Origin of the sequence: Shinella granuli (genome assembly GCF_004341885.1) — a bacterium.
GTDB classification, from domain to species: domain Bacteria; phylum Pseudomonadota; class Alphaproteobacteria; order Rhizobiales; family Rhizobiaceae; genus Shinella; species Shinella granuli.
Genome location: NZ_SLVX01000012.1, coordinates 14809 through 33921, shown reverse-complemented (window position 1 = coordinate 33921; position 19113 = coordinate 14809). Strand labels below are relative to the sequence as shown.

The following is a 19113-nucleotide window of genomic DNA, read 5'->3' as shown; positions in this document are numbered from 1 at the left end:
TTGCCAAAGCCCTGGCCGGGCCGTAAGACACGCCCATGAAGAAGATCGACGAAGACGCGCTCGCGGAAGCCTACAACCGCGCCCTTTCGCTGGAAAAATCCGGCGATTTCGATGCCGCCGCCAAGGCCTATGCCGAGGTTCTGGCGCTCGATCCGGACGACCATGGCGGCGCCGCCGTGCGCCTTGCCGCGATGGGCCGCGGCGACACGCCGGAAAAGGCGCCCGACGCCTATGTCACCACCCTCTTCGACCAGCATGCCGAGGTCTTCGACAACGTGCTCGTCGACCAGCTCGGCTATTGCGTGCCGCTCACCGTGCGCCAGCGCTTCCAGGCGCTGGGGATGGGCCCGTTCAAGCGCGTGCTCGACCTCGGCTGCGGCACGGGGCTGACCGGCGGCGCGCTGCGCGACATGGCGGAGGACATCACCGGCATCGACCTCTCGGAGAACATGGTCGAGATCGCCCATGACAAGGATCTCTACGAGACGCTCTACGTCGCCGAGGCCGTCGATTTCCTCGACGACAACGAAGAGGAGCCCTTCGACCTCATCACCGCGACGGACGTGCTGCCCTATCTCGGCGCGCTCGAACCGCTGTTCTTCGGCGCGGCCGAAAACCTCGTGCCCGGCGGCCATTTCATCTTCTCCTCCGAAACCCTGCCCGACGAGACCTTCGCCGGCCGCCCCTTCATGGTCGGCCCGCACCAGCGCTTCGCCCACGCTGCCGCCTATGTCCGCCAGCGCCTCGAGGAAACGGGCTTCGACATCGTCGAGATCACCGACATCACCGTGCGCCTCGAAGAAGGCGAACCCATCCCCGGCCATCTCGTGCTGGCGAAATACCGCGGCTGACGCTGGATACTCGGGCCAGCCCGGGGACGACGAAAGGAGAGAGGTTGCGGCGAAGGCGACGCACCGCGCGCCGCATACCACTCCTTAACCCGGCCATGCAGGCTGGTGGCCGAAAGACGCGGGCTGGCCTGCCCGAAACCGCTCAGATGAACTTCGACGCCACCACATAGCCGGCATAGACGGCATTGGCGATGATCAGGCAGAAGACGGCGAAGGAGCCGAGGTCCTTGGAGTGCTTGCCCATCTCCGAGATTTCCGGCGAGACGCGGTCGACGATCTCCTCGATCGCCGTGTTGAGCGCCTCGAAGGCGATCATCAGCAGGAAGAGGATCGCCATGGCGACATACTGGAAAAACGAGGCGCCGACGACGGTGAACAGCACCATGGCGACACCGAAGGCGATCAGCTCGTGGCGGAAGGCGGATTCGCCGAGCAGCCGCCGCGCGCCGGCCGCCGAATAGGTCGCGGCCGCGAACAGATGGCTGATGCCGGTCTTCTTCTCGATTGGTGCCTGGCCCATTCCCGCAATCCCGTTGTCGCCGCTCTCATGGAACACGCCCGTGTGACGGGCGTGTTTCGAGGTCTCAATCCTGCCATTGAGGCTTTTTGCCGGCCGCCTGTTACGTCCGGTTGCTGACGCCCGCCTGAACGAAGGTCGCCATGCCCGAATGGCAGGCCGCCGCCGCCTTGACGATGCCGGCGGCAAGCGCCGCGCCGGTGCCCTCGCCGAGCCGCATGCCGAGCGCCAGCAGCGGCGTCTTGCCGAGCTTCTCGATCGACTTCAGGTGCCCCGGCTCGGCCGAGACATGGCCGATCAGGCAATGGTCGAGCGCTGCCGGATTGGCCGCACGCAGGATCGCGCCGGCCGCCGTCGCCACATAGCCGTCGAGGATGACGGGGATCTTCTGCATGCGCGCGGCGAGGATGGCGCCGGCCATCGCCGCGATCTCGCGGCCGCCGAGGCGGCGCAGCACTTCGAGCGGGTCGGAAAGATGCGCGCGGTGCAAGTCGACGGCCTTCTTCACCGCCGCCACCTTGCGCTCCAGCACCGCGCCTTCCGAACCGGTGCCGGGCCCGACCCATTCCTCCGCCGTGCCGCCATAGAGCGCCAGGTTGATCGCCGCGGCGATCGTCGTGTTGCCGATGCCCATCTCGCCGATGCACAGGAGGTCCGTGCCGCCGGCGACGGCCTCCATGCCGAAGGCCATGGTGGCGGCGCAGTCGCGCTCGGAGAGCGCCGCCTCTTCCGTGATGTCGGCGGTCGGATAGTCGAGCGCGAGGTCGAAGACCTTGAGGCCGAGATCGTGCGTCACGCAGATCTGGTTGATCGCCGCCCCCCCGGCCGCGAAATTCTCCACCATCTGCGCGGTGACGGAGGACGGATAGGGCGTGATGCCCTGCTTTGTGACGCCGTGGTTGCCGGCGAAGATGGCGACCAGCGGGCGCGTCACGGCCGGCGGACGGCCGGTCCAGGCGGCGAGCCAGAAGGCGATCTCCTCCAGCCGGCCGAGCGCGCCCGGCGGCTTGGTGAGCTGCCTGTCGCGTTCGCGCGCCGCCACCAGCGCGGCCGAATCGGGACCGGGCAGGTTGCGCAGCAATTCACGAAAATCATCGAACGGCAGGCCGCTGGCACTCATCTTGGGGAATTCCTTAAGTTTCGGCTTTCAAAGGCGGGTGTTTGGTGTCTCCTAATAGAGGCAGGGCGCGAATCCGACAACCGCATTTGCGGCGGCCGGCGGCGCGTTTTGCGGATGGGACGTCTGGCGGCGTGCCGTGCGGGTGGATCCTCGGGTCAAGCCCGAGGATGACGGAGTGTGGGGAAGTGCCAGGACGGCCCGGAGACTTGTGCAGGCACGCGCAGGAACGGGCAAGGCTGGCGGCAGGGGTGAGCGCGGTCCAGATGGTCCGTAAGCGGTCAGAAAGCGCACAAGCGCCCGACGCAGCCTCGCAGCGGTCGCGGCATCGCTTTTGTCGCCGACCGCTCCCCCTCCTCCGTCATCCTCGGGCTTGACCCGAGGATCCACCCGCACGGCACCCTCTTTTCCATTAACGGGGACTCACTTGGCCATTCAGGACTATATCGACGACACCGCCCGCTCGGTCGCCTTCCTCTCGCGCGTGCCGGTGCCGCAGCGTCATTTCATCGGCCATGACGGGCGGCTGTCGCGCGCCGTGCGCGCCTTTCCGCTCGCCGGCGTCCTGATCGTGCTGCCCGCCGCGGCCCTTGCCGCCCTGCTCTCGGCCTTCCATGCGCCGCCGCTGCTCGTCGCCTTCGCCACGCTCGCCGTGCAGGTCCTCGTCACCGGCGCGCTGCACGAGGACGGGCTCTCCGACAGCGCCGACGGCATCGGCGGCGGGCGGGACCGCGAGAGCGCGCTCGCCATCATGAAGGACAGCCGCATCGGCTCCTATGGCGCCGTCGCGCTGATTCTCTCCTTCGGGCTGCGCGCCGCGGCCATCGCCGCCCTTGCCGCCGCCCTCAGCCCGTCCGGCCTCGGCATGGCGCTGCTCGCCGTCGCCGCGGCCAGCCGCACCGCCATGGTCTGGCACTGGTCGCTGCTGCCGCCCGCCCGGCAGGGCGGCGTCGCTGCCTCGGTCGGCGAGCCGGACGGCGGCGCAACCATCGTCGCACTCGCAAGCGGCATCCTCCTCGCCGCCGCCCTCCTGCTGCCGCACGGCAGCGTGCTTGCCCTCGTTCTGGCGCTCGTCCTTGCCGTCGCGGCCGTCATCGCCTTCAACCGCCTCGCCCTCGGCAAGATCGGCGGGCATACGGGCGATACGATCGGCGCCACGCAGCAGCTCGCGGAAATGTCAGTGCTCTTCGCCCTTGCCTTGGCGCTCTGAGCTGCCGATATAGGAAAAGACAATTTTCAGGAGCCGCGATGGAATCGCCCTGCATCCTCGTCTGTTCGATCGACATGGTGACCGGCTACTGCTTCGGCTGCGGCCGCACGCGCGATGAAATCGGCGCCTGGACGCTCTATTCGTCCGATCAGCGCCGCGCCATCATGGCCGAGCTGCCGGCCCGCCTTGCCACCGTCGAGCGCAAGCCGCGGCGCGAGACCCGCCGCGCCCGCATGGCCCGGGAGCGCGACGAAGCATGAGGCTCTACGTCCTTCTCGGCATCCTCGCCGTCGGCCTCGGCGCCCTGGTCCTCAATCACGACAGCGGCCGCACCATGGGCATGGACAACAACGACTTCGGCCGCCTCGTCACCCTGTCGGCGATCGCCACCATGATGGCGGCCGGGGTCCTCGCCGGGCGGCGGCAATGGGGCGAAAGCATCCGCCAGGCCGGCATCTGGCTGGTGATCATCCTCCTGCTCGCCACCGGCTACCTCTACCGCTTCGACCTGCAGGAAGTCGGCAACCGCCTTACCGCCGGCCTCATCCCCGGCCGCGCCGTGGTGACGACCAGCGCCAGCGGCGAACAGATCCTCGTCATCCACAAGGGTGTTTCCGGCCATTACGAGGCCGACGTGACGATCGACGGCACGCCGCTACGCATGCTGGTCGATACCGGCGCAAGCTCCGTCGTGCTCTCCTACGAGGACGCCATGCGCCTCGGTATCAACCCGGACAATCTCGTCTTCTCCATCGACGTGTCCACCGCCAACGGCCGGGCGCTCGCCGCCCCCGTCACGCTGCGCCAGGTCGCCATCGGCCCCATCCTGCGCGGTACCATCCGCGGCATGGTCACCGAACGCGGCCGGCTGGAGCAGAGCCTGCTCGGCATGAGCTTCCTCGAAACGCTCGGCTCGATCGAGATCACGCGCGACGAATTGCGGCTGAAGGACTAGTTCTTCAGCTTGTAGCCGGTCTTGAAGATCCAGGCCGTGATCGTCAGGCACACCGCCAGGAAGCCGAGCACCGTCGCGAGGCTGACGACCGGGCTCACGTCGGCGATCTCGTAGAAGCTCCAGCGGAAGCCGGAGACGAGGTAGAGCACCGGGTTGAAGTGGCTCACCGCCTGCCAGAAGGGCGGCAGCATGTCGATCGAATAGAAGCTGCCGCCGAGGAAGACGAGCGGCGGGATGATCAGCATCGGGAAGAGGTTGAGCTGCTCGAAGTCCTTCGCCCAGATGCCGATCATGAAGCCGAACAGGCTGAAGCTGACGGCCGTCAGCACAAAGAACAGCACCATCATGAACGGATGCTTGATCGAGATGTCGACGAAGAGCGAGGCGGTGACGAGGATGATCGTGCCGACGATCAGCCCCTTGGTCGCCGCCGCGCCGACATAGCCGATGACGATCTCGATCATCGAGATGGGCGAGGAGAGGATCTCGTAGATCGTGCCGGTGAATTTCGGGAAGTAGATGCCGAAGGAGCCGTTGCCGATGCACTGGTTGAGCAGCGTCAGCATGATGAGGCCGGGCGCGATGAAGGCGCCGTAGGAGACGCCCTGCACCTCCTGCATGCGCGAGCCGATCGCCGCGCCGAAGACGATGAAATAGAGCGAGGTGGTGATGACGGGCGACACGATGCTCTGCAGCAGCGTGCGGCGCGTGCGCGCCATCTCGAATGCGTAGATAGACTTGATCGCCTCGATGTTCATCGGCCCTCTCCCACCAGTTCCACGAAAATGTCTTCCAGCGAACTCTGCTCGGTGGAGATGTCCCTGACCCGAAGTCCCGCCTGCGACAGCGCGGAGAGGAGCGAGGATATGCCGGTGCGCTCGCCGGCGGCATCGAACTCGTAGACGAGCCGTCCGCCGCCCTCGGCCAGCGTCACCCCGTAGGACGACAGCGCGTCGGGCACGGCCGTCAGCGGCTCGGCCAGTTCCACGGTCATCTGCTTGCGCCCGAGCTTCGCCATCAGCGCCTTCTTGTCCTCGACCAGCAGGATCTGCCCGTGGTTGATGACGCCGATGCGGTCGGCGATCTCCTCGGCCTCCTCGATATAGTGCGTCGTCAGGATGATGGTGACGCCGGAGGCGCGCAGGCGCTCGACGAGCTGCCACATGTCCTTGCGCAGCGAAACGTCGACGCCCGCCGTCGGCTCGTCGAGGAACAGCACCTTGGGTTCATAGGACAGCGCCTTGGCGATCAGCACGCGTCGCCGCATGCCGCCCGAGAGGTGGCGCAGCATCGTGTCCTTCTTGTCGTAAAGCGAGAGGTCGCGCAGGATGCGCTCGATCAGCGCCGGGTTCGGCGAACAGCCGTGCAGGCCGCGCGAGAAGGCGACCGTGTTCCACACCGTCTCGAAGGCGTCGAGCGTCAGCTCCTGCGGCACGAGGCCGATGATCGCGCGGGTCTTGCGATAGTCGGTGAGGATGTCGCTGCCGGCGACCGTGACCGTGCCGCCGCTCGGCGTGACGATGCCGCAGATGATCGATATCATCGTCGTCTTGCCGGCGCCGTTCGGCCCGAGCAGCGCGAGGATCTCGCCCTCCTCGATGTCGAGGTCGACGCCCTTGAGCGCCTGGAACCCCGATGCGTAGCTCTTGGTGAGATTGCGAATGGAAACGATGGGCGCCATGGGAGGGTCCGGAGAGAGGGATTTCATGCGGAAGGACACCCTATATGGCGTGCCCTTCGCCGATTTTCACCCTGAGAGCGCAAAAAACTCGCTCAGCCGTAGATGCTGGCGAGAAAGCGCAGCGAGACCAGGATGAGGAAGATGCCGAAGCCGATCTCGAGCTGCCGCTTGCTCATCGAATGCGCCAGCCGCACGCCCCAGGGCGTGACGACGAGCGCGATCGGCACGATGAGCGCGACGGCGACCCAGTTGATGAAGCCGGTGGAGAACGGCGGCAGGCCCGGTTCGCCCCAGCCGGCCCAGATATAGCCGACGATGCCGGGAATGGAGATCAGCACGCCGACGCCGGAGGAGGTCGCCACCGCCTGGTGGATCGGCCGGCCGAAGGAGGTCATGTAGGTGTTGTTCAGCACCCCGCCGCCGATGCCCATCAGGCCGGAGAGCGTGCCGATGACGACGCCCGCCACCTGGTTGCCGATGCCCGTCGGCAATGCGTTGCCGACCCGCCAGGTATCGCGGTTGAACAGCATGCGCAGCGCGACCAGCAGCGCGATGGCGACGAAGACGAGGCGGAGGCCGACGCTGGAGATTACCGCCGCGATGACCGAGGCGAGGATCGCGCCGAGAGGCAGCGCGACGATCCAGCTCTTCAGGAGGTCCGTGTCGACCGCACCGCGCAGCCGGTGCGAGGTGAAGGAGCGGAGCGAGGTCGGCACGATGATGGCGATGGAGGTGCCGATGGACAGGTGCATGCGCACCGCCTCCGGCACGTCGAGATAGCCGAACACCTGGTAGAAGACCGGCACGAGGATCGCCCCGCCGCCGATGCCGAAGATGCCGGCGAGCAGGCCGGACACGACACCCGCCGCGGCAAGCGCGAGGGCAAAAAGGGCAAGATCGATGAGGGGCGGCATGGCATACTCCTGGGGATCCGCCAGGGCGGCGGCGACTCGCGGAAATTTCGCATTTGCGAAATGCGCACTGTCATCAAACCGTGACCCATTTCAACCATTGTCTGCCGCAAGGCCGGCGGGAACGACCTGCACCCCGCTCACCCAACGTTCCCACTGCCCCGCGCAGCGGCCTTGCTCCCGGACCCTGAGGGAGCCTTCGGCGGCCCCATCCGCCCGCTTCCCTTGCGGAAGCACGCCTGGCATCTTCGCCGGTCCGCGCCGGCGCCGATGATGGAATGTGACGTTCCAGGCAGCCGCACCCTACGCGCTGCCACCCCTTTTCGACCGGCGCCCCGCCGGTCTTTTTTTGCCCCGGGATCAGGTCGCTACAGGCTGCAATGCCGGTAGCCGGATTTGCGCGCCCTGAGGTCGAAGTGGAAATGGTCCTTGTGGTAGCGGTCGCTGCCGGGGCCGAGCACGGTGGAGAAATACTTGCAGCTATCGCCGCGCACCGACTTCAGGAGGCCCTTCTCGCGGAAGGCGAAGAAACCCTTCTTCTCGATGGCGATCGCCTTGCCGTTCTTCAGCACGATCTTGCCGACGTCGATGGCGTTGCCCTTGGCGTGTTCCGACATGGCGGCGCCGCGCTGCGAGTTCATGGTGCGGCAGGAATAGGAGGACATCTGGTGGATGGCCGAAACGCCCGAGAGGTAGCGCGTGCGGCTGGAGGGAACGAGCTCGTTCTTCACCCAGCGCGCGAAGGCCTCGGTGATCTGGCAGTTGACCTGCGCGGCCGGCTTGATCTGGATGCCGCCGGAAAGGCCGGACAGCTCGATCGGCCAGGCGATGCCGCAGGAGCGCCCGCGGGAAATGCGCGGCACGTCGCGGAACGTGACGCCGAGCTTTAGCAGGCGTTGCCGGCAGGCCTTTTCCGAGGCCGGCATGCCGCCCATGGTTTCCGGCATCTGCATCGGGTTGCTGAGGCGCGGCAGGAAAGCGACCTGCTCGCCCTCGCTTGTCTGCCGGCGGCGGGTCGTCGCCTTGTCCGGCACCTGGAGATAGCCGTCGCCGTCTGGCGCCTCGCCGAGCTCGACGCCGGCCTCCGACATCGGGATCGTCGCCGGCTGGCCGATCTGCTGCGGCGTGTCCGAGCCGATGCCGTCGACGACGACCTGCGTGGCGTTGCCTTCCGCGATCTCGCCCGCCTGCGCCTCCGCCAGCCCCTCGACGCGCCCGACGCCGAGCCCCGCATCCATGTTGACGCCGTCTTCCGGCACGGTCAGCACACCGGAGGCCTGGACGGGCTGGGCGATGCCCATCGCCTCGTCGCTGTCGATCATCGGCAGGCGCTTCTTCTCGGCGGGCGTGACCATCGCCGTGTCGGCCTCGACCGGATAGTCCGCAAGATCCCCGCCCGTATCGCCCATGTCGGCGGCGGGACGCTGCGAGACCTCCGCCGACGGCCGGATGGCGCCGACGATGTCGTCGGGCGGGGTCATGCCCCCGGAACAGGCCGCCAGCATCGCCGGGACGAGGACCAGCCCGAGCGGCCGGCGCAGACGAGAAACAAACGCGATACCCATTGTCACTTCCGCCAGCCCTGCCCCCGCCCTGCGGGGTCCCGGTTGCGCACATTGTTGTCCGGTCATGGTGCAGGTCGCTTTTGTCCGCATTCGGACGGGAAAAGCCCGAAACCGGACGCGAAAAGCGATCGTCCTGCATTTCCAGAGGATTTTCGCGCAACAGGGTAAAGGAACCGTTCCCAGGCGCCCCGCGAGATTAACGGGGGCGAAACCGCTCCGTGGCCCCCCTCTGCCCTGCCGGGCATCTCCCCCTTGAGGGCAGGCGAATTGCATATGGAATGAGGCGGTGCGTCTTGCCCCTTCTCCCCCGCGGGGAGAAGAAGAAAGCAGCAGCGTGCTGTTATATGCAATTCGCCATTGCTCTTATGGGGGAGACACAGGCCTTCCGGCTGACCTTCCCACTACAATTGCGCACGCCCCAACGAAAAACCCCGGCGCCTGGGGCACCGGGGCAAGAGTGTCCGGAGATCGTCTTTTGCGTTATGCCGCGCGGCGCCGGTGGTCCGCCGTTCCGGCTGCGGTCAGCCGGAAATTCCCGAGCAGGGCCTTGAGCTGCTCGCTTTCCTGGGTCAGCGTCTGGCCGGCCGCGTTGGTTTCCTCCACCATGGCGGCGTTCTGCTGGGTCATCTGGTCCATCTGGTTGACGGCCGTGTTCACCTCGGCAAGGCCGGTCGCCTGCTCGCGCGCGGCGGTGGCGATGGAGTTCACCTGGTCGTTCACCTTGTTGACCAGCGCCTCGATCTCGGTCAGCGCATCGCCCGTCGAGCGCACCAGCGCCACGCCGGTGCCGACCTCGGTCGCCGAATTGCTGATCAGCCCCTTGATCTCCTTGGCCGCGTTGGCCGAGCGCTGGGCAAGCTCGCGCACCTCCTGCGCCACGACCGCAAAGCCCCGGCCGGCCTCCCCTGCCCGCGCCGCCTCGACGCCGGCATTGAGGGCGAGAAGGTTGGTCTGGAAGGCGATCTCGTCGATGACGCCGATGATCTGGCTGATGCGGCTGGACGCGTCCTCGATGCGGCTCATCGCGGCGACGGCGTCGCGCACGATCGTGCCGGAGCGGCCGGTCGACTGCTTGGTCTCGGCCACCATGCGACTCGCCTCGGCGGCGCGGTCGGAGGCGTTGCGCACCGTCGCGGTGATCTCGTCGAGCGCGGCGGCGGTCTCCTCCAGCGAGGCCGCCTGCTGCTCCGTGCGGTGCGACAGATTGTTGGCCGCCTCCGCGATGCCGCCGGCGCTGCCGTGCACGATGTCGGTGGAGCGGGCAATGGCGGTGATGACGCTGGAGAGCGCATCGACGGCGCGGTTGAAGTCGTCGCGCAGCTTGGCATATTCCGGCGCGATCGCCTGGATCGAGACCGTCAGGTCGCCATTGGCAAGGCGCTCCAGCGCCTGGCCGACCGTGTTCATGGCGTCCGCCTGGCTCTGGCTGACGGCCCGCTGGCGGCGCTCGCCCTCGCTGCGCTCCTCGTCGAGGCGAAGCTGCTGCTCGCCCTCGCGCAGGCGAAGCTCGGCGCGCTCGGCGACCGACTGGCGCAGGATCGACACCACCTTGGCCATCTCGCCGATCTCGTCCCTCCGGTCGGTCTCCGGCACGTCGCCGGAGACGTCCTCCTCGGCGATCGCCTGCATCGAGGCCTTCAGGCGCGAGACGGGACCGGTCACGCTCTTCACGATGCCGTAGGCGGCAAGGATGATGGCGAGGCCCCCGAGGGCGAGGATGACCGCCGTTTCGATGGCGTTGCGGCGGAACATGGCGGCAAGGTCGTCCGCATAGACGCCCGTGCCGACGATCCAGCCCCAGGGGGCAAAGCCCGCGACATGCGAATATTTCAGCACCGGCTGCTCGAAGCCCGGCTTCGGCCACAGGTAGTCGACGAAATCCTGGCCGGTCGGGCTCCCCTTCACGGCCTTCACGAATTCGATGAAGATCCTCTTGCCGGTCGGGTCGGCCATGCCGGACTGGTCCGTGCCGTCGAGCTCCGGCTTGATCGGATGCATGACGATCACGGCGTTCATGTCATTGATCCAGAAATAGCCGCTGTCCTCGTAGCGCAGCGCCCGCACCGCGTCCTTCGCCCGCGTCTGCGCCTCTTCGCGGGTCAGCGTGCCGGCGGTCTCGAGCGCGTGGTAGTGCTGGAAGAGCGTCAGCATGCTCTCGTCCATCGCCGCCAGCTTCGACTTGCGCTCGGCCACCATCGCTTCCTGGTAATGATAGAGGCTGTAGACGAGCGCCGCGACGATGATGGTCAAGGCAAGACCGACCAGCAATGACAGGCGTGTGGATATTCTGAAATTCTTCACCGGGCTCTCCTCGACACGAATGCACGCAGCACTCCAATCTGTCCGAAAGTCCCGGAAACCCTTTAAGATCGCCTAAAATTGCAATCATCAATTTTTAGAGCTTGAAAATACTCGAAAATACCGATCGTCGGTTCCGGGCCGGCCGCGACTTGCCCTCTTCCGCCGTCGCACGCATTCCGCTAGACCGGTCTCAGCCAAGGAGAGGACGCGCATGACCGACACCAGCACGCCGAACGGACAACTCACCCTTCGCACGCTTGCCATGCCGGGCGATGCCAATGCCGCGGGCGATATTTTCGGCGGCTGGGTCATGGCGCAGATGGACCTTGCCTCGGGCATCCGCGCCGCCGAGCGCGCGCAGGGCCGCGTCGTCACCGCCGCCGTCAAGGAAATGGCCTTCGACCTGCCGGTGAAGATCGGCGACACGCTCAGCATCTACACGGATATCGTGCGCGTCGGCCGCACCTCGATCACGCTCTCCGTCGAGGCCTGGGCACAGCGCTATCTTACCACCACGCTGGAAAAGGTCACGGGCGCCACCTTCGTCATGGTCGCGCTCGACAAGGACGGCCACCCGACCCCCGTCCCGCTCGAATAGCGGCCGGGAGGCGTCGCGCGCTTCATCCGACATCCCGGCAGGCCGAGGGCCTATCCCTTGAAGACGAAGGCCGCGCCGGCGGCGATCAGCAGGAAGCCGATGGCGTGGTTCCAGGTCAGGCTCTCCTTCAGCCAGAACACCGAGAAGCCGGCGAAGACGAGAAGGGTGATCACCTCCTGGATCGTCTTCAACTGGGCCGCCGAATAGACCTCGTGGCCGATGCGGTTGGCCGGCACCGCCAGGCAATATTCGAAGAAGGCGATGCCCCAGCTGGCGAGGATCGCGACGAAGAGCGGCGCGGACTTGAACTTGAGATGCCCGTACCAGGCGAAGGTCATGAAGACGTTGGAGAGGCAGAGCAGCACGATCGGCCAGACGGCCGCGGGCGAAAGGCTGGTAGGCATCGCGAATCCTGATTCCGGAAAAGGTCGGACAAGGGCATACCCGACCCGCCGGCCCCGTCAAGACCGCGGCCGCGCGCCTGCCGTCAGCCCTGCATCAACCCGTCCCGCACCGCCCGCAGATAGGTCCGGCCGACCTTGATCTCGGTCTCGTCGCGCAGCACGACGTGCAGCACGTTCAGCGGCCCGCGCTTCACCCGCGCCACCTGGTCGCGCCGCACGATCGCGCTGCGGCTGATGCGCAGGAAATCCTCCCTCGGCAGGCGGCGCTCCAGCGCCGAGAGGCTCTCGTTGTAGAGAAAGCTGCCCTGATCGGCATGCAGTTGCACATAGTCGCCGTCCGCCTGGAAGCGCAGCACCCTTTCGGCGGGGATGCGGATCGTCTCCCGGCGCGACTTCACCCAGAACTGCGTCGGCCGCGTGGCCTGCTCGCGCAGCGCCTTGCGCAGCGCGGCGACGGTCTCGCGCAGTTCCGCCACCGTGTCCCGGTTCTCGCGGGCGACGATCATGTCGCGCGCCCGGTCGAGCGCCTGCCGCAGCCGCTCGGGCGTCACCGGCTTCGTCAGGTAGTCCACCGCATTGCACTCGAAGGCGCGGATGGCGTGATGGTCGAAAGCGGTGACGAAGATCGGCAGCGGCGCATGCGGGCCAGCCTGCTCCAGCACGTCGAAGCCGCTGCCGCCGGGCATCTGGATATCGAGCAGCAGCACGGAGGGCGCAAGGGCGGCGATCTTTTCGAGCGCCTGCGGCACGTCGCCGGCCTCGCCGGCAACGCTCACGCCCTCGACGGCCGCGAGCATGCGCACCATGCGACGGCGGGCGATGGGTTCGTCATCGATGATAAGGACGGAAATTTCGGTCATGCGGTCATGCGGTCCTGATGGGCATGGTCAGGGTCACGCGGAACCGGCCGTCGCTGGTCCGGCCGTAGTGAAACCCGCTTGCGTCGGGAAAGCGCCGCGACAGGCGTTCGCCGACATTTCTGAGGCCGATGCCGAAGCTCGCCCCGCCGGGCAGCCGGTCGGCAGGCGCCATGTCGTTTTCGACGACGAGCCACAGGCGTCCCGCCTCCTGCCGGGCGCGGATGGCGATGGTCACGCCCCCCGTCTTGCGGCAGGCGCCGTGCTTGACGGCGTTCTCGACGAGCGGCTGAAGGATGAGACTCGGCACCGGCACCTTGCGCAGGTCCTCCGGCAGGTCGATCTCCACCGCCATGCGGTCGGAGAAGCGGCGCTGCTCGATGGTCAGATAGCCGGCCTGCAAGGCGACTTCATCTTCCAGGGGCAGGTCCTGCAAGGGATCGAGCGCCAGGGTCGTGCGCAGATAGGCCGAGAGGGAGAACACCATGTCGCGCGCGTCGTCGCGCTCGCCCTCCTCGATCAGCCCGGCCATCGAATTGAGCGTGTTGAACAGGAAATGCGGGTTGAGCTGGTAGCGCAGCGCGCGCATCTGCGCCGCCATCGCCTCCTCGCGCATCTGCGCCAGCCGCCGCTCGCGATCGCGCAGGTCGAAGCTGTAGGACAAGGCGAGGAACAGGCAGCTCCAGCCGAAATAGAGCGACGTCCCGTAGATCACGTTGTAGGCGATGTTCGTCATGTCGATGACCGGCGCCTCGGGATAGACGCAGATCGTGTAGATCGCATGGTCGATGCCGCAATAGAGCACCCCGCCGACCAGCGACAGCACGAAGCAGAGCGCGGCCTTGGCCGGCAGCGGCAGCGCCTTCAGCCGGACCAGCAGCATCGTCAGGATCGCCGCCAGCAGCGCGGCCCCCGACAGGAGAAAGACCTTGCCGATCGCCGAATCGATCGGGTCCGTGCCCGCCAGCCCCCACAGCAGGCTGGAGCTCAGGAAAACGGCGACGAGATACAGCCCGCCGAAGCGCAACGTGGCCCGTTGCAACTGCGATTCGCTCTGGTCAGCGTGAAAAACAAATGGCAGACTCGAAACAGTGCTCATTTCGCGAATAATCGTTTTTTCCCGGAAAACTGTCGAGTGCCGTTCACCGACGAAAATCAGCCGTTCGTCGAAAGTGCGACCGTTCGGCTGGTGCTTTGCGCCCCTTCGCCGCCCTCGCGCTTCACAAGCCGGGCGGCCCGCGAGCATTCATGCGCACCGGCTGGCTGAAAGGCCGCCGGCGTTTCATGATTCCGGAGATATTCTATGGCTACCCTCAAAGGTGACAACAAGAACAACTTCCTGATGGCGGACCCGATGAACGGCGATTCCGTCTACAATATCTATGGCTACGGCGGCAACGACCGGATTTTCGGCCATTCCAGCGCGCATAACAAGATCTACGGCGGCGACGGCAACGACATCATCTACGGCGGTGACTTCAAGAACACGATCGAGGGCGGCAAGGGCAACGACCAGATCCACGGCGGCGACGGCCGCGACGTCATCTATGGCGGCGCCGGTGTCGACAAGATGTGGGGCGGCGACGGCGGGGACCGCTTCGTCTTCAAGAGCATCTCGGAGATCGGCAAGGCGGAAGGCCGCCGCGACGTGATCGAGCAGTTCAAGTCGAACACGTTCGACGGCCGCGACAAGATCGACCTGTCCGCCATCGACGCCATCGCCGGCACGAAGAAGAACGACGCCTTCACCTGGGTGGCCAAGGAAGGCGCGGCCTTCAGCGGCAAGAAGGGCGAGCTGACCTGGACGGAAACCAAGCTCGGCAACGGCCACTACACCAAGCTCGTCATGGGCGACGTCAACGGCGACAAGAAGGCCGACTTCATCCTGGAAGTCGATTCCTTCGGCGACCTCTACAAGGGTGACTTCATCCTCTGATCGCTCCTCCCAGGCGACGCGAAGCGCCGGCCTCGCCGGCGTTTTGTGCTCCTAGCCTATCTTGCGCACGAGCTGCGCCGTCGCCAGCAGCGTGACGAGGTCGCGGATCATCGGCTTGATGTACCGGTCGAAATCGATGGGCGTGTCGACCGGCGGCAGCTCGAAGAAATCCTTCTTCGCCGGCACCAGCAGGTAGCATTCCCGGTCCTTGAGGGCGAGCCGGACCACGTCGTCCCGCCACACGCTCGCGAGGTAGTCCAGCGCCTTCGCGAGCGTGCCCTGCACGATGGGCGTCGCCGCCTCGGCCCGGTCGGTGCGGAATTCGTGCAAGGCGTCCACCTCCGGATTGCCGCTGGTGACCAGCGCCAGCGCCCCGCCGCCGAAGAGGTCGCGCATGAAGCGCTGCACCGCATTCGGCTTGCGCGCGGCGATCAGAAGGCCGGGAAACTCCTCCTCCCGCAGGAAATGGAAAATCACGCCCTTGAACGTGGTCTGCCGGCTCTTGCCGCTGCCCGTGCTGAGCTCCGTCTCCGAGAGTGTGAAGACCAGCCCTTCGTGTATCCCGGCGATCATGTCGCCATGCTGGGCGCGGTCGCGCGGCACGAATTCCTTGCCCGGCATGCCCGACAGGAAGCGCGGCGTCGCGCCGTGCACATACTGCACCTCGTCGACGAAGCCGAAGACCAGCGGCAGCAGGCGGTCGCGCAGGCCCTGCTGGAAGCGTTTCGCCGGCGCCACGGCGAATTTCCAGGCGAAGGTCGCCCCCGCGATCAGGATGAACAGCGTGAAGAAGGTCCAGTCCTCCTCGATCTGCGTCGCGACCAGATAGAGCACCAGCGCCGAAAAGAGCAGGTAGACGCCGAGCACCAGCGTGACGGTCAGATACATGTCGCGTGCCACCTTGGGCCGCGCCGCATTGTAGGCCTCGACCGCCGCCCGCACCTCTTCCAGCGCCGCATTGTCAGGCGTCAGCGCCGCTTCGTCCACCATCACGTCCATGACCGCCCCCTTTTCCGAAGCATAACGGCCCGGCCCGCCCGCAAATTCGTTTCCCTTTTGTACTCTTCACCCCTTTCCTTTCGGCATGACTCTCGCCATATTCCCCGCATGGCCAGATCACCGAAGAAATCCTCGCCCTCGAACCCCGGTTTCGAGGAAGCCCCGCAATCGCCTTTCACCGGGACGCCCTTCGAGTGGAACGAGAAGGACAAGCGAGTCCCGGAAGAAAAGAGCGAGCCGCTTTCCGGCAGCGTCTCCGACTGGGTGAAGCAGCTCGAAGCCGAGGCGGAGGCCGCGAGCGTCGAAAGCCGCCGCGAGGTCGCCTCCAAGGCGGGCAAACACCGCAAGACGGTGGAGAACGCCGCCCGCCGCCATACCGAGCAGGTCACGGTCTCCAAGACGTCCCGCGGCGTCTCCATCGGCGGCTCGTCCGACCCGAAGACCCGCGCCGCCGCCGGCCTGATGCCCGTCTCCGGCCTCGACGTCTCGCTGGAGGACGCCGCCGCGCTGGAGAAGGGCTCCGGCGTCACCGCCACCGTGGAGGCCCTGTCGAAGCTCATCGAGAGCGGCAACCCGCTCTTCAAGGACGGCAAGCTCTGGACGCCGCACCGCCCCGCCCGGCCGGAAAAGTCGGAAGGCGGCATCCCGATCCGTATGATCAGCGACTACAAGCCCGCCGGCGACCAGCCGACCGCCATCAGGGACCTCGTCGACGGCCTTTCCGACGGCGAGCGCAGCCAGGTCCTGCTCGGCGTCACCGGCTCGGGCAAGACCTTCACCATGGCCAAGGTGATCGAGGAGACGCAGCGCCCCGCCGTCATCCTCGCCCCGAACAAGACGCTCGCCGCCCAGCTCTACAGCGAGTTCAAGAACTTCTTCCCGGAAAACGCGGTCGAATACTTCGTCTCCTACTACGACTATTACCAGCCGGAGGCCTATGTCCCGCGCTCGGACACCTATATCGAGAAGGAATCGTCGATCAACGAGCAGATCGACCGCATGCGCCACTCTGCGACGCGCTCGCTGCTGGAGCGCGACGACTGCATCATCATCGCCTCGGTCTCCTGCATCTACGGTATCGGCTCGGTCGAGACCTACACCGCCATGACCTTCCAGATGGAGGTCGGCGAGCGGCTCGACCAGCGCCAGCTCCTGGCCGACCTCGTCGCCCAGCAGTACAAGCGCCGCGAGATGGATTTCCAGCGCGGCTCCTTCCGCGTGCGCGGCGACACCATCGAAATCTTCCCCGCCCACCTTGAAGATGCCGCCTGGCGCATCTCGATGTTCGGCGACGAGATCGACGCGATCACCGAGTTCGACCCGCTGACCGGCCAGAAGACCGGCGACCTGAAATCGGTGAAGATCTACGCCAACAGCCACTACGTCACCCCCCGCCCGACGCTGAACGGCGCCATCAAGGCCATCCGCGAGGAGCTGAAGCACCGCCTCGTCGAGCTGGAAAAGGCCGGCCGCCTCCTGGAGGCGCAGCGCCTCGAACAGCGCACGCGCTACGACCTCGAAATGCTGGAGGCCACCGGCTCCTGCGCCGGGATCGAGAACTATTCGCGCTACCTGACGGGCCGCCGCCCCGGCGAGCCGCCGCCGACCCTCTTCGAATACGTGCCGGACAACGCGCTGATCTTCATCGACGAGAGCCACGTCACCATCCCGCAGATCGGCGCCATGTACCGCGGCGACTTCCGCCGCAAGGCGACGCTGGCCGAATACGGCTTCCGCCTGCCCTCCTGCATGGACAACCGGCCGCTCCGCTTCGAGGAATGGGACGCCATGCGGCCGGACACCATCGCCGTCTCGGCGACGCCCGGCGGCTGGGAGCTGGAGCAGTCCGGCGGCGTCTTCGCCGAGCAGGTCATCCGCCCGACCGGCCTCATCGACCCGCCCGTCGAGGTGCGCCCGGCGAAGAGCCAGGTCGACGACGTCCTGGGCGAGATCCGCGAGACCGCGCAGGCCGGCTACCGCACGCTCGTCACCGTGCTCACCAAGCGCATGGCCGAGGACCTCACCGAATACCTGCACGAACAGGGCGTTCGCGTGCGCTACATGCACTCGGACATCGACACGCTGGAGCGCATCGAGATCATCCGCGACCTGCGTCTCGGCGCCTTCGACGTGCTGGTCGGCATCAACCTCTTGCGCGAGGGCCTCGACATTCCCGAATGCGGCTTCGTCGCCATCCTCGACGCCGACAAGGAAGGCTTCTTGCGCTCGGAGACGTCCCTTATCCAGACCATCGGGCGCGCGGCGCGAAACGTCGACGGCAAGGTCATCCTTTATGCCGACACGATCACCGGCTCCATGCAGCGCGCCATGGACGAGACGAGCCGCCGCCGCGAAAAGCAGGTGGCCTACAACGAGGCCAACGGCATCACCCCGGAATCGGTGAAGGCGAAGATCTCCGACATCCTCGACTCCGTCTACGAGCGCGACCACGTCCGCGCCGACATCTCGGGCGTCTCCGGCAAGGGTTTCGCCGATGCCGGCCACCTCGTCGGCAACAACCTGAAGGCCCATCTCGAAGCGCTCGAAAAGCAGATGCGCGACGCCGCCGCCGACCTCGACTTCGAAGCCGCCGCCCGCATCCGCGACGAGATCAAGCGCCTCAAGGCCGCCGAACTCGCCGTCATGGACGACCCGATGGCGCGGGACGAGGTAAAGGCGCAGGAAGGTGGAGCAAAGAGTGGGAAACCCCGCCGCGAGTCGATCTCCCCCCTTGAGGGGGAGATGTCCGGCAGGACAGAGGGGGGTGCCGCTTCTGGCAAGACCGCCTCAAAATCCCTCTTCCAGAAACCCTCGCTCGACGACATGGGCCCGGGCACCGACACCGAGCGCCCCCTCTTCCGCAAGCCGCACCTGGACGAGATGGGCCGCGACGTCGCGACCCCGGCGGGCAGATCCCTCTTCCGCAAGAACACGCTCGACGAAATGACCGTCGGCCGCACCGAAAAGCCCGTCATCGGCGCCCCGCCGGACCGCCCCCCGGAAACCATCGGCACCAAGAAGCGCCAAGCCCCCCTCCTCGAAGGCCAGCCCGACCGCGCCGCCAGCGCCGAGGACGCCAAGCCAGTGAGACGGGGGAAAATCGGCGTCGGGAGCTATGAGGACCCGACGGAGGTAAAGCGCAAGGGGCGCACGAAGGGGAAAACGGGGCGGCCGGGGCGGTGATAAATGAGTTCCGCTGAAGATAGGATCA

18 protein-coding genes are annotated in these 19113 nt (G+C 66.6%); 7 read left to right on the top strand and 11 right to left on the bottom strand.

Features of this window, described 5'->3' with window-relative positions:
* Positions 1-35: 35 nt before the first annotated feature.
* The gene (locus EV665_RS18480; RefSeq protein ID WP_133035217.1) at positions 36-851 is read left to right on the top strand and encodes a class I SAM-dependent methyltransferase; all 816 of its coding nucleotides are present in this window, start codon (positions 36-38) and stop codon (positions 849-851) included.
* Between the two features lie 142 nt (positions 852-993).
* On the opposite strand, the gene EV665_RS18475 is transcribed toward EV665_RS18480, so the two are convergent.
* Both EV665_RS18475 and cobT read right to left on the bottom strand, forming a co-directional pair.
* Positions 994-1371, bottom strand: coding sequence for a diacylglycerol kinase (locus tag EV665_RS18475; RefSeq protein WP_133035216.1), 378 nt, complete (start codon positions 1369-1371; stop codon positions 994-996).
* A 100-nt stretch (positions 1372-1471) separates the two neighbouring features.
* The gene (cobT, locus tag EV665_RS18470; RefSeq protein ID WP_064330289.1) at positions 1472-2488 is read right to left on the bottom strand and encodes a nicotinate-nucleotide--dimethylbenzimidazole phosphoribosyltransferase; all 1017 of its coding nucleotides are present in this window, start codon (positions 2486-2488) and stop codon (positions 1472-1474) included.
* 424 nt (positions 2489-2912) lie between these two features.
* Here cobT and EV665_RS18465 point away from each other — a divergent pair, with 424 nt between their 5' ends.
* The 3 genes from EV665_RS18465 to EV665_RS18455 are packed head-to-tail and all read left to right on the top strand — an operon-like array spanning position 2913 to position 4650.
* A complete protein-coding gene (locus tag EV665_RS18465; protein ID WP_133035215.1) occupies positions 2913-3695 on the top strand; it encodes an adenosylcobinamide-GDP ribazoletransferase in 783 nt (260 codons plus the stop codon).
* Positions 3696-3733: 38 nt separating this feature from the next.
* Entirely contained in the window at positions 3734-3955 is a 222-nt protein-coding gene (locus tag EV665_RS18460) for a DUF1289 domain-containing protein (RefSeq protein WP_064330291.1), read from the top strand.
* Positions 3952-4650 carry a retropepsin-like aspartic protease family protein gene (locus tag EV665_RS18455; protein ID WP_064330292.1) on the top strand — a complete coding sequence of 233 codons (699 nt, stop codon included), beginning with the start codon at positions 3952-3954 and terminating at the stop codon, positions 4648-4650. Before EV665_RS18460 ends, EV665_RS18455 begins: the two co-directional genes overlap by 4 nt.
* Here EV665_RS18455 and EV665_RS18450 read toward each other — a convergent pair.
* The 5 genes from EV665_RS18450 to EV665_RS18430 form a co-directional block, all read right to left on the bottom strand.
* A complete protein-coding gene (locus EV665_RS18450) occupies positions 4647-5408 on the bottom strand; it encodes an ABC transporter permease (protein WP_133035214.1) in 762 nt (253 codons plus the stop codon). The genes EV665_RS18455 and EV665_RS18450 overlap by 4 nt on opposite strands.
* Positions 5405-6331 carry an ABC transporter ATP-binding protein gene (locus tag EV665_RS18445; protein ID WP_133035213.1) on the bottom strand — a complete coding sequence of 309 codons (927 nt, stop codon included), beginning with the start codon at positions 6329-6331 and terminating at the stop codon, positions 5405-5407. Before EV665_RS18445 ends, EV665_RS18450 begins: the two co-directional genes overlap by 4 nt.
* A gap of 92 nt (positions 6332-6423) precedes the next feature.
* Entirely contained in the window at positions 6424-7245 is an 822-nt protein-coding gene (locus EV665_RS18440) for a sulfite exporter TauE/SafE family protein (RefSeq protein WP_133035212.1), read from the bottom strand.
* A 365-nt stretch (positions 7246-7610) separates the two neighbouring features.
* A complete protein-coding gene (locus tag EV665_RS18435) occupies positions 7611-8801 on the bottom strand; it encodes an extensin-like domain-containing protein (RefSeq protein ID WP_133035308.1) in 1191 nt (396 codons plus the stop codon).
* 486 nt (positions 8802-9287) lie between these two features.
* On the bottom strand, positions 9288-11108 hold the full coding sequence (locus tag EV665_RS18430) for a methyl-accepting chemotaxis protein (protein ID WP_133035211.1): 1821 nt from the start codon (positions 11106-11108) through the stop codon (positions 9288-9290).
* A 211-nt stretch (positions 11109-11319) separates the two neighbouring features.
* On the opposite strand from EV665_RS18430, the gene EV665_RS18425 reads away from it, so the two are divergent.
* On the top strand, positions 11320-11706 hold the full coding sequence (locus EV665_RS18425; protein WP_064330297.1) for an acyl-CoA thioesterase: 387 nt from the start codon (positions 11320-11322) through the stop codon (positions 11704-11706).
* Between the two features lie 50 nt (positions 11707-11756).
* Here the strand turns inward: EV665_RS18425 and EV665_RS18420 are convergent, their stop codons facing one another.
* The 3 genes from EV665_RS18420 to EV665_RS18410 all read right to left on the bottom strand — a co-directional run bounded on the left by EV665_RS18420 (position 11757) and on the right by EV665_RS18410 (position 14009).
* Entirely contained in the window at positions 11757-12110 is a 354-nt protein-coding gene (locus EV665_RS18420) for a DMT family protein (protein ID WP_064330298.1), read from the bottom strand.
* A gap of 83 nt (positions 12111-12193) precedes the next feature.
* Positions 12194-12970 carry a LytR/AlgR family response regulator transcription factor gene (locus tag EV665_RS18415; protein WP_064330299.1) on the bottom strand — a complete coding sequence of 259 codons (777 nt, stop codon included), beginning with the start codon at positions 12968-12970 and terminating at the stop codon, positions 12194-12196.
* Between the two features lie 4 nt (positions 12971-12974).
* Positions 12975-14009, bottom strand: a complete 1035-nt coding sequence (locus tag EV665_RS18410) for a sensor histidine kinase (protein WP_245507759.1) — start codon at positions 14007-14009, stop codon at positions 12975-12977.
* Between the two features lie 261 nt (positions 14010-14270).
* Here EV665_RS18410 and EV665_RS18405 point away from each other — a divergent pair, with 261 nt between their 5' ends.
* Entirely contained in the window at positions 14271-14903 is a 633-nt protein-coding gene (locus tag EV665_RS18405) for a calcium-binding protein (protein ID WP_064330301.1), read from the top strand.
* Positions 14904-14954: 51 nt separating this feature from the next.
* Here EV665_RS18405 and EV665_RS18400 read toward each other — a convergent pair whose 3' ends face one another.
* Positions 14955-15902 (bottom strand): DUF3137 domain-containing protein, encoded by a 948-nt coding sequence (locus EV665_RS18400; RefSeq protein WP_133035209.1) that lies wholly within the window; start codon positions 15900-15902, stop codon positions 14955-14957.
* Positions 15903-16010: 108 nt separating this feature from the next.
* On the opposite strand from EV665_RS18400, the gene uvrB reads away from it, so the two are divergent.
* A complete protein-coding gene (uvrB, locus tag EV665_RS18395) occupies positions 16011-19085 on the top strand; it encodes an excinuclease ABC subunit UvrB (protein WP_133035208.1) in 3075 nt (1024 codons plus the stop codon).
* The last annotated feature ends 28 nt before the right edge of the window (positions 19086-19113 follow it).

Bases quoted from the DNA above. Each gene is read 5' to 3' on its own strand.
- EV665_RS18480 (WP_133035217.1), top strand. From the start codon at position 36: ATGAAGAAGATCGACGAAGACGCGCTCGCGGAAGCCTACAACCGCGCC.
- EV665_RS18475 (WP_133035216.1), bottom strand. From the start codon at position 1,371: ATGGGCCAGGCACCAATCGAGAAGAAGACCGGCATCAGCCATCTGTTC.
- cobT (WP_064330289.1), bottom strand. From the start codon at position 2,488: ATGAGTGCCAGCGGCCTGCCGTTCGATGATTTTCGTGAATTGCTGCGC.
- EV665_RS18460 (WP_064330291.1), top strand. From the start codon at position 3,734: ATGGAATCGCCCTGCATCCTCGTCTGTTCGATCGACATGGTGACCGGC.
- EV665_RS18455 (WP_064330292.1), top strand. From the start codon at position 3,952: ATGAGGCTCTACGTCCTTCTCGGCATCCTCGCCGTCGGCCTCGGCGCC.
- EV665_RS18450 (WP_133035214.1), bottom strand. From the start codon at position 5,408: ATGAACATCGAGGCGATCAAGTCTATCTACGCATTCGAGATGGCGCGC.
- EV665_RS18445 (WP_133035213.1), bottom strand. From the start codon at position 6,331: ATGGCGCCCATCGTTTCCATTCGCAATCTCACCAAGAGCTACGCATCG.
- EV665_RS18440 (WP_133035212.1), bottom strand. From the start codon at position 7,245: ATGCCGCCCCTCATCGATCTTGCCCTTTTTGCCCTCGCGCTTGCCGCG.
- EV665_RS18425 (WP_064330297.1), top strand. From the start codon at position 11,320: ATGACCGACACCAGCACGCCGAACGGACAACTCACCCTTCGCACGCTT.
- EV665_RS18420 (WP_064330298.1), bottom strand. From the start codon at position 12,110: ATGCCTACCAGCCTTTCGCCCGCGGCCGTCTGGCCGATCGTGCTGCTC.
- EV665_RS18415 (WP_064330299.1), bottom strand. From the start codon at position 12,970: ATGACCGAAATTTCCGTCCTTATCATCGATGACGAACCCATCGCCCGC.
- EV665_RS18405 (WP_064330301.1), top strand. From the start codon at position 14,271: ATGGCTACCCTCAAAGGTGACAACAAGAACAACTTCCTGATGGCGGAC.
- EV665_RS18400 (WP_133035209.1), bottom strand. From the start codon at position 15,902: ATGGACGTGATGGTGGACGAAGCGGCGCTGACGCCTGACAATGCGGCG.
- uvrB (WP_133035208.1), top strand. From the start codon at position 16,011: ATGGCCAGATCACCGAAGAAATCCTCGCCCTCGAACCCCGGTTTCGAG.